The organism is Bartonella sp. AP7XZML, assembly GCF_042195745.1.
Classification (GTDB): Bacteria; Pseudomonadota; Alphaproteobacteria; order Rhizobiales; family Rhizobiaceae; genus Bartonella.
On record NZ_JBHIOT010000071.1, the window covers coordinates 1 to 14,479 of the forward strand.

The window sequence follows — 14,479 nt, forward strand, 5'->3', positions numbered from 1 at the left end:
AATAGAAACCAGAGGTATATTTACTTGGATAGATGATACTGTAATGTATTCCCTTACAAAAATAATGGATAGCACCATTACGCATCACTATTGCGCTTTAGCTGCTCAACTTAAAGAGCTTTTTGTATTTTAGACTTATATTTATGGCAACATTATGTCTGTGCCCTAGATTTATCATCACTGGTTGTAAAACAACCGATAACACAAGCATAATTTAAAGATTGTGCTCAAACTTTAAAAACTGAAAGGAAGAAGGGGAAATATCTATGAATAAAGTTCTCATAACAACATTGCTACTTTGCACAGGGCTCATCACAGTTGGATGTGAAAAAACCTATAGCGTCGCAGAATTTAAAAAAGATAAAAAATTGATGGAAGAATGGGTTGTGAAATGTGGAGTCTCAGGTAATTCAAAAAACTGTGAAAATGCACGATTAGCAGCAGTTGAACTTCGTAAAGAATATTACCATAACCTTGCAAATGAACTTCTTGAAGATAATCAAGAACAAAAAAAATCTGAAAAAACAGAAAAATAAACTATAAAAAAAGAGGAAGAGTTTTCCAAGAAATTGGAGCACTACATATTACAAAGGGACTAGTAATGGCACCTAGCGCACTATTTTTCTTTACTCGGATGGACAAAGCTGTCATGGATCCCCTTGTAAAGCTAATGGATCAAAGTATTGGCGGTCTTTCAGCTGGTTTAAATGCTCCAATTAAACTCTCTGCCACAATTTATATCATTTTTCTTGGTTATAATATTATCTACGGTCGTTATTCTGTACCATTATGGGATTTTATAGCAACAGCTTTCAAACTTGGTATCATTGTTACACTAACCACAAATGCTTCTAGCTATAATACATGGGTCAGAGATATATTTTTCCATGATTTGCCTAATGCTATTACACATCTTGTACACACATCAAAGCTAGAACCCAGTATATGGGATAGTATGCTTCACAATGCGGTTGGAAAAATTTTTAAACAAGTAGAAAATGCAGGAGTTCTTGATACTGTTGGCATATGGATAGGTGGAGCAATCTGTACGGTAATTATTACTATATTTTGTGGTATTGGTTTTATTATATCAACATTTGCTAAAATTGGTTTATTTCTTGTCCTATCAGTAGGTCCACTCTTTATAAGCCTGTATATGTTTTCAACAACAAGAAGATTTACAGAAGCATGGTTAGGACAAGTTGCCAATTTTATCATTCTACAAATTTTGATAGTTCTACTAGGCAGTTTATATATTGATATTGCAATGAGTATCCTTAAAGAAAATTTTGGAGAAATTCTCCTAACCTTACTTCGAATTATTGTTATTAGTTTTTGTGGCGGTTACCTCTTCATTAACTTACCCGGCATTGCATCAACTTTAGCTGCTGGTGGAGCCTCTCTTACAGGAGCAGCGAAATTAGGTGCAGACTCAGCAAAACCGTTTGGGAAAGCTGCTCAAGCAGGTGCTAAGGCTATAATTCATGGTCTAAAAAAACTCATCTCGAAAAAAAAGGAAGCCTAAGTTCAAATGCGGGAATTTAAAAAAATTGGGATTATCTTACCATTTCTCTTTCTCAGTGGCTGTGTGTCTTCACCAAACACACTGAAGTCACTCCCAAAGTGTGATGGATATTCTAAACGTCCACTCAACAGATCAATGTGGAATTGGGAAGGGAAAAAACCCACGCCCACGCCCATTATCATCAGTAACAACACACCTTCACCCGTGAAAGAAGGGAAGCTGGAAACGCTTCTGGCACAAAAATTAACGGATGAAGAAATCAAATCTTACAAAAATTGCGGGCAAAAAGCATGAAAGAAAATGCCGTAGAACAATACATCGCTGAAGCGCGCTCGTTCGATCAAGATCGCATGCTCGCCTCACGCCGCACCACCCGCGTCTCGCTTGCCATTACCGGCATCGCGGTTGCTGTTGCAATAATGTCTTCTCTCGCGGTCATCACCCTCACACCCCTTAAAACCGTGGAACCTTTTGTCATCCGTGTGGACAATTCAACCGGCATCACCGAAGTTGTGGAAGCCTTAAAAGAAGGTCCCACCAATGTCGACGAAGCAATCACACGCTACTTTGCTGCAAAATATGTCCGCTCCCGTGAAGGCTTCACCACAGAAGAAACACAACACAACTTCCAAACCGTCTCTCTCCTCTCTTCTTCTGAAGAACAGCAAAGATTTGCCAGCTGGTATGGAGCAAGAAATCCCCAAAGTCCTCAAATTCTCTATAAACATGCCGCCGTTACAATAACAATAAAATCAATCTCCTTTATCAATGACGATGTTGCCCAAGTGCGTTACTACAGAACTGTACGTAACAACGACAACAAAAAAGAATTCATCACCCACTGGGTTGCAACCCTCACCTTTGAATATACCAATGCCCCTATCTCTGTCCAAAACCGTTTGATAAATCCTCTAGGGTTTATCGTTAATGAATATAGAACCGATCCGGAAGTGGTCAACTGATCATGACAAAAAAATTCCTTTTTCTCATTCTTAACATCGCTATTACCCTTTCTTTAACGCCTAGCCATGCCAGTGTTTTTCCCACCCGCACGCCAAGCGATAGCCGCATTCGCTTTATTAATTATGATGCTTATAATGTCACAAAAATTATTGGCTCCATACGCTCATCCGTACAAATAGAATTTTCTGCCAATGAAGAAATTGCTCATGTAGCCATTGGCAACAGCGTTGCATGGGAAGTTGCACCAGCGGGTAATATTCTTTTTCTAAAGGCAAGAGAAGTCCAACCCATTACCAATCTCCAAGTCGTCACCACAAAGCTTGATGGCTCAAAGCGCTCTTATCAATTTGAACTCATCATTAAAGATGGAGAAATTTCCTCTGGACAAGAAACATATTTCCTTGTGAAATTTCGCTACCCACAAGAAGAAGCAGAACAAAGAAGACTCGCAGCCCTTATGCGACAAGAAAAACAACAATCCCAACGGATTGATAATGTCTTCAACGCTTATGAAATATACGGACCTCGCAATTGGGCTTACACCGCTCAAGGCTCTATCACTCTCGAACCCTCCTCCGTTTATGACAATGGCAAAACCACAACATTTACATTTCCAAACAACCAAGAAATCCCTGCCATTTATATTGTCAGNCAAAGGCGTTAATCCAGGAACCGGAACCACCTCACCAGCTGTTGAACGTAAAATTGCATCAGATCTTTAAATAAGCGGGAATTGAAGGGGACAACACATGAGTGATAAACCAATCATCGAAGATCGCGGATCTATTGGGGATGGCAAAAACAATAGCGCTAAAACCGCCGGCAAAAAAATAGTTGTCGCAATAGCCTGTATAGGAATCTGCGGCTATGTCCTCTGGAACATCTTATCCACCCCCACAGAACAAAAAGACACCGCAAAAGCTCATAAAAAACAAGCACAAAGCTTTCACAATTCCCTCGCCCCTTTAGAGCTCGCCCCCTCTGACCCGCGTGCAAACATAGCGCCAATAACCTTACCACCCCCACAACCACTCGCACCAGAACCCAAAAAAGATGACCCACTACTTGATGCCGCAAGACGTGCCCCTGTCTTAGCTTTTGCCAAAGGCTCTAAATCTCAATTAAAAGACATTGTCAACACGACTCTCAACCCCCTTGAAAAATTCCATGCCCTTGAAAATCTCGCGAATGCGCAAAATTCTCCTGCCCTTCAAGACACACAAAATTTTGCGACCCTCTTAAAACCTACCACAACAGAAGAAGCAAAAGCAAAAGCAAAACTCATCGGCAATAGAAACTTTATCATCGCCATGGGAACCTCTATCCCCTGTATCTTAGAAACGGCATTAAACAGTGAGCAACCAGGCTTTGCAAGCTGCATCATCAACCGTGATATCCTCTCCGACAATGGTCGCGTTGTTTTACTTGATAAAGGAACCCAAGTCATTGGAGAATACCGCGGTGGGATAAAACAAGGTCAATCCCGCCTCTTTGTTCTCTGGACAAGAGCAAAAACCCCAACCGGTGTCATCATCGACCTTGCCTCACCCGCAACAGACAGTTTAGGAAGAGCTGGTTTTGATGGCAACATCAACACCCATTGGTGGGAACGCTTTGGCTCTTCCCTTTTGTTGACCGTTATTGATGGTGCCACAACCGCCCTAACAAATAAAATAGTAGGCAATTCCAATAAAGAAGGTTCAAACAACTCTGGAGGCGGCGGTTTTGAAGGCGCAAACAACACTGGAAAAGATACAGCCACCGTTGCCCTTGAAAATCAAATCAACATCCCGCCTACCCTAGAAAAATTTCAAGGCGAACTGGTCAACATCTTTGTAGCAAAAGATCTCGATTTTTCCTCTGTTTATAAATTAACCATCACAGGAAAAAAGAGAAACGCTTTCTCGCGTTCTACGCCAGGCTATTCCTTTTTTTAATTCTCACGTTCAGAGTATATTATGCCAACAGCAAAAAACATAGAACGAGCCTCTATCGTTTTAACAAAATTAAAAATCTTAGATGACTTCCTCAATGATGAGAATTTATTTGAGATTGTTGTCAATCGCCCAGGCGAAGTGATTGTTGAGGGTCCAAATGGTTGGCAAACCCACATCTTAAAAGAGCTAACCTACAGCGAACTAGAAGGGATTGCGAAAGTTGTTGCTGCCTACACAACACAAAAAATCAGTGTAGAAAACCCCGTTCTCTCCGCAACACTGCCAAACAACGAACGCATACAAATTGTTATGCCTCCAGCAGTTGCAGCCAATACCATTAGCATGACCATTCGTAAACCTTCATCACGCACTTTTTCTCTTGAAAGTTTACATGAAAACAATCTGTTTTCTGTCGCCCAAAACACCAGTTTCACACCCACGCAACAAATGACAGAACGGTTATCCGAACTCTCTGATACAGACAAAGAGCTAACAGATCTCTTTATCGCCAAAGACTTTTGCACCTTTTTAGAAAGAGCCGTTATTACACAACAAAATATCTTAATATCGGGCAAAACCGGTTCTGGGAAAACAACCCTCTCCAAAGCTTTAATTGCAAAAATCCCTGACTATGAACGAATTCTCACCATTGAAGACACGCCAGAACTTGTCGTTCCGCACGCCAACAAAGTGCAGCTCTTTTATTCAAAAGATAACCAAGGCTTAGCAAAAGCAGGCGCAAAAGAACTGCTTGAATCAGGCTTACGCATGCGCCCCGACAGAATCCTTCTCCAAGAGCTGCGTGATGGTACAGCCTTTTACTATATCCGTAATGTCAATTCTGGTCACCCCGGCTCCATTACCACCGTCCACGCCTCAACAGCACTTGCAGCCTTCGAACAAATGACCCTTCTTGTCAAAGAAAGTGACGGTGGTGGTAATTTAGCACGCGATGATATCCGCGGCTTATTAATCTCGATGATAGATGTCATCATCCAATGTAAACGCCTTGAAGGAAAATTTCGTGTAACAGAAATCTATTACGACCCCTTCAAACGCCGTGATGCTTTTTAAAAAAACGCTACCCCTCACACCCTTTTTTATAAGCAAAAACTATACCAATAGAGCTTTCTTAAAAACACGATTAATCGCTTCAAGTTCAGTGTCAATAATCGAAAACAACAAGCAAAAAGAAGTAAAAATATCATCCCCATTCCCAATCACGAATGCGCCCCACAGGAAAACCAAAACGTGCCGAAAATGATATCTATAACCCTATATTTTTTCTGATTTTTTTTGACATCAACATTTGCAGGAATATCGATACAAAATTCAGTATCTGCTTCACCTTTAGCTTCAGACAAAAGCTTCACAAACACCTTGTAATATACGAGATCCTGCTTTATTTGCCTTATCCATTATTATTCTTTTCGATATTCATCAAAGCGCAGTTAAATTTTTCTTCAATGCATTCCTTTCTGATTTTGTCAAATTACCTCAAAATGATTGACTGTAAATATCTTCGATCAACACCGGAATATTTTAACCACCAAAAAAGGGTATAACCTTATATCCCCCACTTTTACTCTTATGCTTTTAAACCTAACTTTCCTTGGCTTTCTCTTAACCCTTGCATAAGACCACCAGCATCTGAATGAGTAGCAATAAAAGAAACAATATCAAATAATTATTCAGGCGATATGCCTTCTTCTTTCACAGAAATTCAATAAGCTGCCATTTCAATCACGGTTTGCATACATCATTCAATATACGGAAACACCCATAACGATAATGATGTAAATGAAAAGCTAATTTGAAGTGAATGATCAGAAATATCAAATATCCAAATGACAAAACAAATCTTACCTATCTTCAGCTATATCTCTTTACCCTTGTCACTTCTCTTAACCCTTATCACTTTTCTCAAAAGTTTTAAGCGTTTTCGCATTAGAAATAGACATATCAAACGGCAATCCTCTTTCATCAACAACTTTTGTCAAAGCAATTCGTATGAAATCAGACACCGTAAGTCCTAAACTTGCTAATATTTCACCAGCTTCTTTTTTACGTCCTATCATGTGGGTTCGTACAACGTCTTTTGTCACACCCATATTAAACCCTCTTTTGATTACCTCTCTTTTACCGTATGACTTAATAGGGCTTATACAGCTTAAGGCTTTATCCTTGCCCTTACCGTATCATATCTATTGATCTTGCACGCGCTATTGCGTTGATTTTCTCCTGTTGTCTTTGTTGCAAAAACTTAACTGCCATTTGAAACTCTTTTATGCAATCTTGATCATGAGACTGTTGTTAAAAAATTGCTTTTGATAGATCATAATTTGTTTGCATAGCAAGCCAAGCACGTGCTGTGCTTACACCAGACATTTCAAGCCTAATAGCAAGATTAGCTCTCATAGCGGCTTTTCCATTTAAAACTCTAGAAAGTGCTACACGAGATATACCAAGCTACTCTGCTGCTTCATTAACGGATAAACCAAGCTCTTTGATCACATCTTCACGCAATAATTCACCGAGATGTGAAGGATTCTTCATCATTGTTTAGACCTGCTTTTTGATGACAATCCAGATAATCAACCATTTCCACATCTATGCTATCAAAGCGAAATATTACGCAACAATTTCCATTTACAGTAATTGACTAATAATCCTTGGAATCACCCTTTAGCAGATGTAATTAAAAGGATGGATAACTCAAATCTTTTGGCGATACATCTCCTTCAAGAGCACTTAGAATACGCTTTAATTTTTGAGCATGGGTGGTTCTAATCCCTTTAGTCGTGCCAATATTATAGCAGGATTCAATCCTTTTAGGTTTAAATCTTAAAATCATAAATGAATATAGAGTGTACCCCTCCAAGATACAAAAAATGTTCATTATTTTTACATCACACGGCTTTTTTTACTTTATAAACATTAGAACTATCGTGAAAAAAATTGATCATTTTCATCTCTTTCTCATTATTCTACTAATTATTGGAAAAGTATAAGCTCATAATTAGGGGGCGCTAAACGTAATAGGAGCGTATCATATCCCCAATTGGCAGCGGCACTTAGAAACATCAAGATGATATAACAACAATGATCATTGCTGTTTGATGTTCATGGGGCGCTGCACCCGCTGGATATCCAGTAAAAAGAATGAATAACACTAATAAACTCTCCCCCTACAAACTCTGTTAAACTAATAACCGGTTTACGAATAAGTAAAAGAAAAAGGAAAATCAAAAAAAGGCATATTTTTCATATCTTACGAAATATAGAGAAATCTATACGCATTGTAGTTATTAGAATTGGACTTTTCCCTTTTTTATTTAATTTGTTCGTAGATAAAGTATCCATTACCGTTATTACATCACTGAGTTAATAATCATACCTTTTGTAATTGCCAAAATCCCGCATTAAAATCAGACCTTTATTCAAAGATGATCTGATAATTTTCTCAAAAAATTCAAGATTCCTCAAGTGCAGTCCCCATGCGTACATCATGATGAATAATAACATCCATCAACTCTGTCACGACAGTGTCTAATACTTCTCGTGCATCGCCTTCAGCCATAAGGCGGATAACCGGCTCAGTTCCAGAAGCGCGGATCACCAGCCTTGCCTCTTTCCCCAACCGCTTCTCTGCTTGATCAATGGCCGCTTTGACGGGATTTTTTTTCAAGACATTTTTATTTTTAATCGTTACATTTTTTAAAATTTGCGGTACAGGTTCAAACCGTTTACACAATTGGCTCATAGGGCTTTGACTTTCCTTCATACAGGCTAAAATCTGCAATGCAGCCACCAAACCGTCACCCGTTGTACCAAAATCACTAAGCACAATATGCCCAGAAGCCTCACCACCAACATTATATCCCTTTTGGCGCATGGCATCGACAACATAACGATCTCCAACTTTTGTCCTTACAAGGTGCAACCCTTTGCTATTCAAGAAACGTTCCAGTCCAAGATTTGACATAATCGTTGTGACAACACCATTGCACCGTAATCGTCCCATTTTATGCCAATTTTCAGCAATTACAGCAATTAACTGATCTCCATCAACCGTTTGTGCTTTTTCATCAACAATGAGAACCCGATCTCCATCTCCATCAAGAGCAATCCCCACATCAGCACGCACTTCATGCACTTTTCGTTTTAAAGAGCTTAAATCGGTTGATCCACATTTTTGATTAATATTGGTCCCATTGGGTTCATCATGAATAGCAAAAACCTCAGCCCCCAATTCCCATAAAGCACGGGGAGCCGCTTTATAAGCAGCCCCATTGGCACAATCCACAACAATACGCACAGTATCTAAGCGAACATCACGCGGCAAAGTTCGTTTGGCATATTCAATATAACGATAAATATCCCCCTCAACCCGTTTTGCATAACCAATTTCGGCAGAACTTGCTAAAGACTTTGAAAGATCTGTATCGATCAATTGTTCAATTTTCGCTTCCATATCATCTGAAAGCTTAAAACCATCAGGACCAAAAAGTTTAATTCCATTATCATAGAACGGATTATGAGAAGCAGAAATCATCACCCCAAGATCCGCTCGCAAAGAGCGGCAAAGCATTGCAACAGCAGGGGTTGGCACTGGACCCAATAAAAAAGCTTCCATCCCCGCAGCAGTCAATCCTGAAACCAAAGCGTTTTCCAACATATAGCCAGATAATCGTGTATCCTTGCCAATCACCACACGATGAGATTGATGTTGTGAGCGAAATAAAACCCCTACAGCCATCCCCACCTTCATGGCAAAATCGGGTGTCATAGGAAATGAATTGGCTTTCCCCCGAATTCCATCTGTACCAAAATATTTTTGCACCATGCCTCTTTCCTTTAATATATAATTCTTCCCTTGTTTTTTTAAAAACCTAACAAGCCCCCTTGGTACAATAGTCCTCCTCTCCCCGTATAAAATCAGATCATTGATCTTAAACCTTCATGCATTTAGACAATCAAGCCCCCTATTCACCATCTACATATCTAAACCACTCTCAAGCAATTATGTTTACACCCTTACACATAAAAGCAATATTATCTCCTCAAAATGCTCTATACATCCCTTTAACACAACCAACGGATAATTTCACACACTTGCTAAATCCGTAAAGAAACCCAGCACCAAACCTCATACCCTACCAAATCAGCAAGGAAATCTATCGCCTAACCTTACAACCCCCTACCACATTAGAAAAGCAACAGTCCACCTCGCCTTGTAGCATGCTAAAGCCGCCATCATACAACGGCTTTGCTTAATTTTTTGCTTCCATATTTTTGCAAATATTACAAGAAAGGCGCAAACAAAACTTGCGCCTTTCTCAAAGAATTTAGAAGTTTTCCTAAAACATCGTCACTCAAGCGGTATTAAATAATTCTTATTTTTCTTTATCATCTCCCGCAGTATTGGACTTTTTTTCAGCATTACTTTTAGAGCGGTTGACTGATTTTGTAGTACCTTTTGTGCTTTGTGCTTTTTTCTCAGTCTCATCCGATTGCACTTCTTTAGACTGAGCCTCCTTAAGCTCAACATTACTGGATTTTGCTGTTTTTTTCCCAACAGCTGCCTCTGCTTTACCTGCCTTGCCTTTATCGATCTCTTCTTTATGAGGCACTGTTTTAGGGGCTGCTTCAGCGTTTTTTTCATCCACCACTGTTGTCTCTGTTCTGACCGTTCCAGTTTTTGGAACAGAAGACCCCCGTGGCGCAGCACCCTCATCTTTCTGTGTGCGTGAAGGAGGCTTTCCTGCAATAACTTCGTTAATTTCAGCTCCCGTTAAAGTCTCATATTCCAACAAACCTTGTGCCAAAGCAAACCATTCTTTTCTTTTTGTTTTCAAAATGTTTGTCGCATTTTTATAGGCATCATCAATAAGCTTACGCACTTCCATATCAATCATGCGCGCTGTTTCTTCAGAGACATTTTGTGTTCGCGCAACAGAATGACCCAAAAAGACTTCATCTTGGTTATCGCCATAAGCTACATTTCCAAGCAGATCAGAAAATCCCCACCGTGTGATCATCGCGCGAGCTAATTTCGTTGCTTGCTCAATATCAGAAGAAGCACCGGAGGTGATATTTTCCTTTCCAAACTTTAATTCTTCAGCCACACGTCCACCCATCATAATGGCCAGACGAGAAATCATCCACCGATAACTCATGGAATAGCGATCGCCTTCAGGCAATTGCATCACCATTCCCAATGCTCTTCCCCTTGGAACGATTGTTGCTTTGTGGACAGGATCAGCAACCGGCACATTAAGAGCCACAATAGCATGTCCTGCTTCGTGATAGGCAGTGAGTTCTTTTTCCTCTTGTGTCATAGCGGTTGAACGACGTTCCGCCCCCATCATCACCTTATCTTTGGCATCTTCGAATTCTTGCATCGTGACAACTCTTTTATTACGGCTTGCAGCCATAAGAGCAGCTTCATTGACCAGATTCATCAGGTCCGCACCGGAAAATCCTGGTGTTCCCCTTGCCAAAATTTTCAAATCAACGTTAGGCGCTAAAGGCACGTTGCGCACATGCACTTTCAAGATTTGTTCACGCCCAGAAACATCAGGGTTTGGCACAACAACTTGTCGGTCGAAACGCCCTGGTCTTAACAAAGCGGGATCAAGCACATCGGGACGGTTTGTTGCGGCAATAAGAATAATACTTTCATTGGGCTCAAACCCATCCATTTCGACAAGCAACTGGTTTAAGGTCTGTTCACGTTCATCGTTTCCACCGCCAAGACCAGCCCCCCGATGGCGCCCAACAGCATCGATTTCATCAATAAAGATAATACAAGGTGCATTTTTTTTAGCCTGTTCGAACATATCGCGCACACGGCTTGCCCCAACACCAACAAACATTTCAACAAAATCAGACCCTGAAATGGTAAAGAATGGCACATTGGCTTCACCGGCCACAGAACGTGCTAGCAAAGTTTTACCGGTTCCTGGAGGACCAACAAGCAAAACACCGCGTGGGATACGCCCCCCTAAGCGTTGAAATTTTTGTGGTTCGCGTAAAAATTCAACAATTTCTTGAAGATCTTGCTTTGCTTCTTCTACGCCAGCAACATCTTTAAAGGTAATACGTCCTTGCGCTTCATTAAGCAATCTTGCTTTCGATTTCCCAAATCCCATTGCACCGCGTGATCCATTTTGCATTTGCCGCATAAAAAAGACCCACGCCCCCACGATAATAATAACAGGCAACAAGGAAAAGAGGAGATTGAGGAAAATGCTATTTCCAGAGCTTTCAGGAATAGCTTTAACATTGACGTTTTTACTTTCCAATTTTTGTATCAAACCTGGATCGCGAGGAGCATAGGTTGAAATAGCTCTATGTTCAATGGTTTTTCCTGTTAATTTTTGACCTTGAATGGTCACAGATTTCAACTCATTATTCTCAACTTTTTGCAAAAATTCAGAATAGGAGACTTCTCCACCACCAGAACGTTGGCTATCTCCATTAAAGAGAGAAAACGACACAATCAAAATCAATGCAATAACTCCCCAAATAAGGAGAGAGCGGTAATTGGAATTCATATTCAGCCCACTTAATCAAATATAGATTTCAAACAGTTCCCCTTAACATATAACCTTGTCAGCCCCTTGCCAAGGGATGAGAAGCTGTTTATTTTCTTTTAGAGTAATTTTCCTTTATCTTTTCACCTCAATATTAAAAAAAGGTTCCACAACATTCACCAAGGCAGCATCTTCTCGTGAGGAAAGCCAATCGAAAGGTGCCATAATCCGCTTGACGATAACATGTTTATGAACAACTGCTTGAGAAATCAACTCTGGAATATCATACCCTTTATGATTTGAGATCATCAGCAGCGATTGTAAAGAGGGAAAATGAGGCTTTTCAAGCTCAAAATCGCTATTTTTTAATAAAAATTTCAGCTGTTCTAAATTTGCGGCTCCAACCTTTATAGCCTCATATCCATGATTTGTGATATGATAGCGCCCATCCCATATAAAAGTTTTATCTGGCTCAACGATAGCCTCTTTTATATTTCGCCCTTCACGCCACAAAGAAATTCCCTGCTTGTTATATTCAATAACAGAGCCCGCATAAGTAAAACGCTGCTTTTCTGGAGAATCGAGACAGAGTTTTTGAACAAGCATGCTTAATTTCTGATTGGGGAGCAAATAAAATCCCCCTCCCATCAGCACAGCAAAGAGCCCCACCACAAAAGGAAAACTGGAATGTTTCTGTAAAAACAGCGCAGGCTTTGCTATGAAACAACGCCCATGTTGGACAGTAATATCCAGCGCTAAGATCAAATCAGCAATATTTTTGGCTTGTTGACGACGCTGCAATGCGGCTTCATTTATTTTTTGAGCAATATAAGCCAATTTTTGTGGAGAAAGAGATTGACGCACGCGCACACGTTCAAAATTGCGATCTTCATTGGTTGGATCATCAATCCATGTTTGTCCTTGTAAGCGTAAATAATTCCGTAATGTTTGGCGTTTTACACCAAGGAGTGGCCGAATCAAACGCACTTTTCTATGCAACAACGCCTCACGCGGAATACAGGATAAACCACGTTCATAGAGGGGACCATCGTTTTTTTCGGCAATATTTTTTCTTGTTTTTCTGGTATGATCCTCATCACGTATGGCAACAGCTTCACCGCGCAAAATACCAACAAAACCACTGGCATAAACCTCATCGCGCATGGCAACAGCTTCACTATATAAAGCACCTCTATTCTTTTGGAGACGTTGATACCGCATTTGATAGGTCTCAACCTGATCATTGAGTGTATGCCCCGTCATAATAAGTGATGCGCCTTGTTTTTGTGCTTCTTTAACCAAGAGATCATAGCGTGCAACACGCGCGCTGGAAGCAATATGCGTCTTTGGCTTTTCGCCTTCCCATCGCACAGTGATATGTTGAATATCATGGACACGACAAATTTTCGCAACAGTTTCTGCCTCACGCATCGATTCTTTACGCAATTGATGATCAACCGTGACAACAATCATTTCTGGAGGAAATGCGAGAGTTTCCAAATGCTCTTTGACCAAAAACATCAAAGCCAAAGAATCACTTCCCCCTGAGACGGCAAGAATCAACTTCTGACATTGAATAAAATCCGATGTTTTAAAGAGATTTCTTGCCAGTCTAACGCACACCGAAAACGACCTCGCTGTTTATTTTGCAGGTTTACAAAAAACAGATGCTAATGTTTGTTGACGTTTTGATTTTTTCACAAAATGAGCACAATCGTCTTTATTTGGCTCAAGAGCGACCATACTTCTTGCTAATTTCAGTAAAATCTCGGAGGTATAGAGCTTCTTTTTATCTGCATACCATGCGGTAAGATAAACTTGTGCTGCTTCATGATAGCGTTTTTGCCCCAACAAAGATTCGGCCAACCAAAATAAAGCATCATCACTCAAAGAATCTTTTTTGTAACGATTTTGAAAAGCGCAAAAGCTTTTTTCAGCATCAACATAGTTAGCAGAACGAATAAAATCATACCCTTCCTTATACAAAGCTTTAGAAGAAGAAAGATTGTCACTCTGATGTGCTTCAATTGGAGCACTTACTTCATGCGCTTTGTTAAAAGGTTGACTGTTTTCATGGTCATGGCTCTCCACCTTAGCTTCCACAGCAGCAACCTTTGTCTGATCACCTGTACTATGGTCCTGCTCCATCTCTTCCTTTACAGTCTGAGATTTTTCATCTACAGCAGACTTTTCAAAAGAACAAGAATAAACAGAAGAGGCTTCTGTATCAAAAAGCTCGTGAAACTGCTTGTTAACATTTTTTAAACTGTTATGCTCAAGCACCATTCGTATCTTATGCAAAAGCTTATCTAAATCATAATCTTTAAATAAAGCCTGTTGATTCTCTAAAATAATCCCTTGGTGCTCCGCAACACTAGTAGCTTTTTCCACCACATCAGATGCTGCTTTATCAGCTGCTTCAGGTGCTTCTTTCACTGCATCGACAGCCTTATTAACAGCGTCAGTGGCTTTTTCCACCGCGCTAGATGCTGCTTTATCAGCTGCTTCAGGTGCTT

The 14,479-nt window shown here is 40.2% G+C and carries 11 protein-coding genes and 3 pseudogenes; 7 read left to right on the top strand and 7 right to left on the bottom strand.

The genetic code is table 11. The features are described 5' to 3' along the window. Positions 1-266: 266 nt before the first annotated feature. From ACFILT_RS05790 to virB11, 7 genes and pseudogenes are all read left to right on the top strand, one after another. The gene (locus ACFILT_RS05790) at positions 267-536 is read left to right on the top strand and encodes an EexN family lipoprotein (protein WP_375679139.1); all 270 of its coding nucleotides are present in this window, start codon (positions 267-269) and stop codon (positions 534-536) included. Between the two features lie 65 nt (positions 537-601). Beyond that, entirely contained in the window at positions 602-1,525 is a 924-nt protein-coding gene (locus ACFILT_RS05795; protein ID WP_375679140.1) for a type IV secretion system protein, read from the top strand. A 6-nt stretch (positions 1,526-1,531) separates the two neighbouring features. Further along, positions 1,532-1,819: a type IV secretion protein VblB7 gene (locus ACFILT_RS05800; RefSeq protein ID WP_375679141.1), complete on the top strand. Its 288-nt coding sequence runs from the start codon at positions 1,532-1,534 to the stop codon at positions 1,817-1,819. Continuing rightward, positions 1,816-2,487: a virB8 family protein gene (locus ACFILT_RS05805; RefSeq protein ID WP_375679142.1), complete on the top strand. Its 672-nt coding sequence runs from the start codon at positions 1,816-1,818 to the stop codon at positions 2,485-2,487. The genes ACFILT_RS05800 and ACFILT_RS05805 overlap by 4 nt, the downstream gene beginning before the upstream one ends. Positions 2,488-2,489: 2 nt before the next feature. Beyond that, positions 2,490-3,210: pseudogene (locus ACFILT_RS05810) on the top strand (TrbG/VirB9 family P-type conjugative transfer protein). 27 nt (positions 3,211-3,237) lie between these two features. After that, entirely contained in the window at positions 3,238-4,425 is a 1,188-nt protein-coding gene (gene virB10 / locus ACFILT_RS05815) for a type IV secretion system protein VirB10 (RefSeq protein ID WP_375678428.1), read from the top strand. Between the two features lie 21 nt (positions 4,426-4,446). After that, the gene (virB11, locus tag ACFILT_RS05820) at positions 4,447-5,499 is read left to right on the top strand and encodes a P-type DNA transfer ATPase VirB11 (RefSeq protein WP_375679731.1); all 1,053 of its coding nucleotides are present in this window, start codon (positions 4,447-4,449) and stop codon (positions 5,497-5,499) included. Between the two features lie 146 nt (positions 5,500-5,645). Here the strand turns inward: virB11 and ACFILT_RS05825 are convergent, their stop codons facing one another. The 7 genes and pseudogenes from ACFILT_RS05825 to ACFILT_RS05855 all read right to left on the bottom strand — a co-directional run. Continuing rightward, positions 5,646-5,789 carry a hypothetical protein gene (locus ACFILT_RS05825; protein ID WP_375679732.1) on the bottom strand — a complete coding sequence of 48 codons (144 nt, stop codon included), beginning with the start codon at positions 5,787-5,789 and terminating at the stop codon, positions 5,646-5,648. A 540-nt stretch (positions 5,790-6,329) separates the two neighbouring features. Beyond that, positions 6,330-6,536, bottom strand: coding sequence for a type II toxin-antitoxin system RelB/DinJ family antitoxin (locus ACFILT_RS05830; protein ID WP_375678944.1), 207 nt, complete (start codon positions 6,534-6,536; stop codon positions 6,330-6,332). A gap of 202 nt (positions 6,537-6,738) precedes the next feature. Beyond that, a pseudogene (locus ACFILT_RS05835) lies at positions 6,739-6,984 on the bottom strand (HigA family addiction module antitoxin). A 913-nt stretch (positions 6,985-7,897) separates the two neighbouring features. Continuing rightward, positions 7,898-9,271, bottom strand: a complete 1,374-nt coding sequence (gene glmM / locus ACFILT_RS05840) for a phosphoglucosamine mutase (protein ID WP_375613213.1) — start codon at positions 9,269-9,271, stop codon at positions 7,898-7,900. Positions 9,272-9,821: 550 nt separating this feature from the next. Next, the gene (gene ftsH, locus ACFILT_RS05845) at positions 9,822-11,984 is read right to left on the bottom strand and encodes an ATP-dependent zinc metalloprotease FtsH (RefSeq protein ID WP_375679733.1); all 2,163 of its coding nucleotides are present in this window, start codon (positions 11,982-11,984) and stop codon (positions 9,822-9,824) included. A gap of 114 nt (positions 11,985-12,098) precedes the next feature. Beyond that, positions 12,099-13,586: a tRNA lysidine(34) synthetase TilS gene (gene tilS / locus ACFILT_RS05850; protein ID WP_375678946.1), complete on the bottom strand. Its 1,488-nt coding sequence runs from the start codon at positions 13,584-13,586 to the stop codon at positions 12,099-12,101. An 18-nt stretch (positions 13,587-13,604) separates the two neighbouring features. Beyond that, positions 13,605-14,479 (bottom strand): annotated as a pseudogene (locus ACFILT_RS05855) (tol-pal system protein); the annotation flags it as partial.

Coding starts and splice junctions, on each gene's coding strand:
- ACFILT_RS05805 (WP_375679142.1), top strand. CDS start 1,816: ATGAAAGAAAATGCCGTAGAACAATACATCGCTGAAGCGCGCTCGTTC.
- ftsH (WP_375679733.1), bottom strand. CDS start 11,984: ATGAATTCCAATTACCGCTCTCTCCTTATTTGGGGAGTTATTGCATTG.
- ACFILT_RS05830 (WP_375678944.1), bottom strand. CDS start 6,536: ATGGGTGTGACAAAAGACGTTGTACGAACCCACATGATAGGACGTAAA.
- ACFILT_RS05790 (WP_375679139.1), top strand. CDS start 267: ATGAATAAAGTTCTCATAACAACATTGCTACTTTGCACAGGGCTCATC.
- virB10 (WP_375678428.1), top strand. CDS start 3,238: ATGAGTGATAAACCAATCATCGAAGATCGCGGATCTATTGGGGATGGC.
- glmM (WP_375613213.1), bottom strand. CDS start 9,271: ATGGTGCAAAAATATTTTGGTACAGATGGAATTCGGGGGAAAGCCAAT.
- ACFILT_RS05795 (WP_375679140.1), top strand. CDS start 602: ATGGCACCTAGCGCACTATTTTTCTTTACTCGGATGGACAAAGCTGTC.
- virB11 (WP_375679731.1), top strand. CDS start 4,447: ATGCCAACAGCAAAAAACATAGAACGAGCCTCTATCGTTTTAACAAAA.
- ACFILT_RS05800 (WP_375679141.1), top strand. CDS start 1,532: ATGCGGGAATTTAAAAAAATTGGGATTATCTTACCATTTCTCTTTCTC.